1 protein-coding gene is annotated in these 473 nt (G+C 71.0%); it reads right to left on the bottom strand.

Annotated features, from left to right (window positions below):
* Window positions 1-473, bottom strand: a 473-nt coding sequence (locus ADL34_RS34380) for an ABC transporter ATP-binding protein (protein ID WP_159039026.1), incomplete at both ends; no start/stop codon positions are given.

Below are 473 nucleotides of genomic sequence, written 5' to 3' on the forward strand. Positions count from 1 at the left end.
ACGGCCTCGCGGACGTTGTGCGTCACGAAGAGGACGGAGACGCCGGTCTCCCGCCAGATGCGGGTGAGTTCGTCGTGCAGCACGTCCCGGGTGATGGCGTCCAGGGCGGCGAACGGCTCGTCCATGAGCAGCAGCCGGCTGTCCTGGGCCAGCGCCCGCGCCATGGCGACGCGCTGGCGCATGCCGCCGGACAGCTCGTGCACCCGCTTGCCGTACGCGCCCTTCAGCCTGACCAGTTCCAGCAGTTCCTCGGCGCGCTCGCGCCGCTGGGTCTTGGCCACGCCCCGGAGTTTGAGGGCGAGTTCGATGTTCTTGCCGGCCGTGAGCCAGGGGAACAGGGCGTGTTCCTGGAACATGAGGGCGGGGCGGCCGTCGGTGGTGATGGTGCCCGCGCTGGGCCGGTCGAGGCCGGCGACCAGGTTGAGCAGGGTGGACTTGCCGCAGCCGGAGGCCCCCAGGAGGGTGACGAACTC

Origin of the sequence: Streptomyces sp. NRRL WC-3605, assembly GCF_001509795.1 — a bacterium.
Lineage (GTDB): Bacteria > Actinomycetota > Actinomycetes > Streptomycetales > Streptomycetaceae > Streptomyces > Streptomyces viridochromogenes.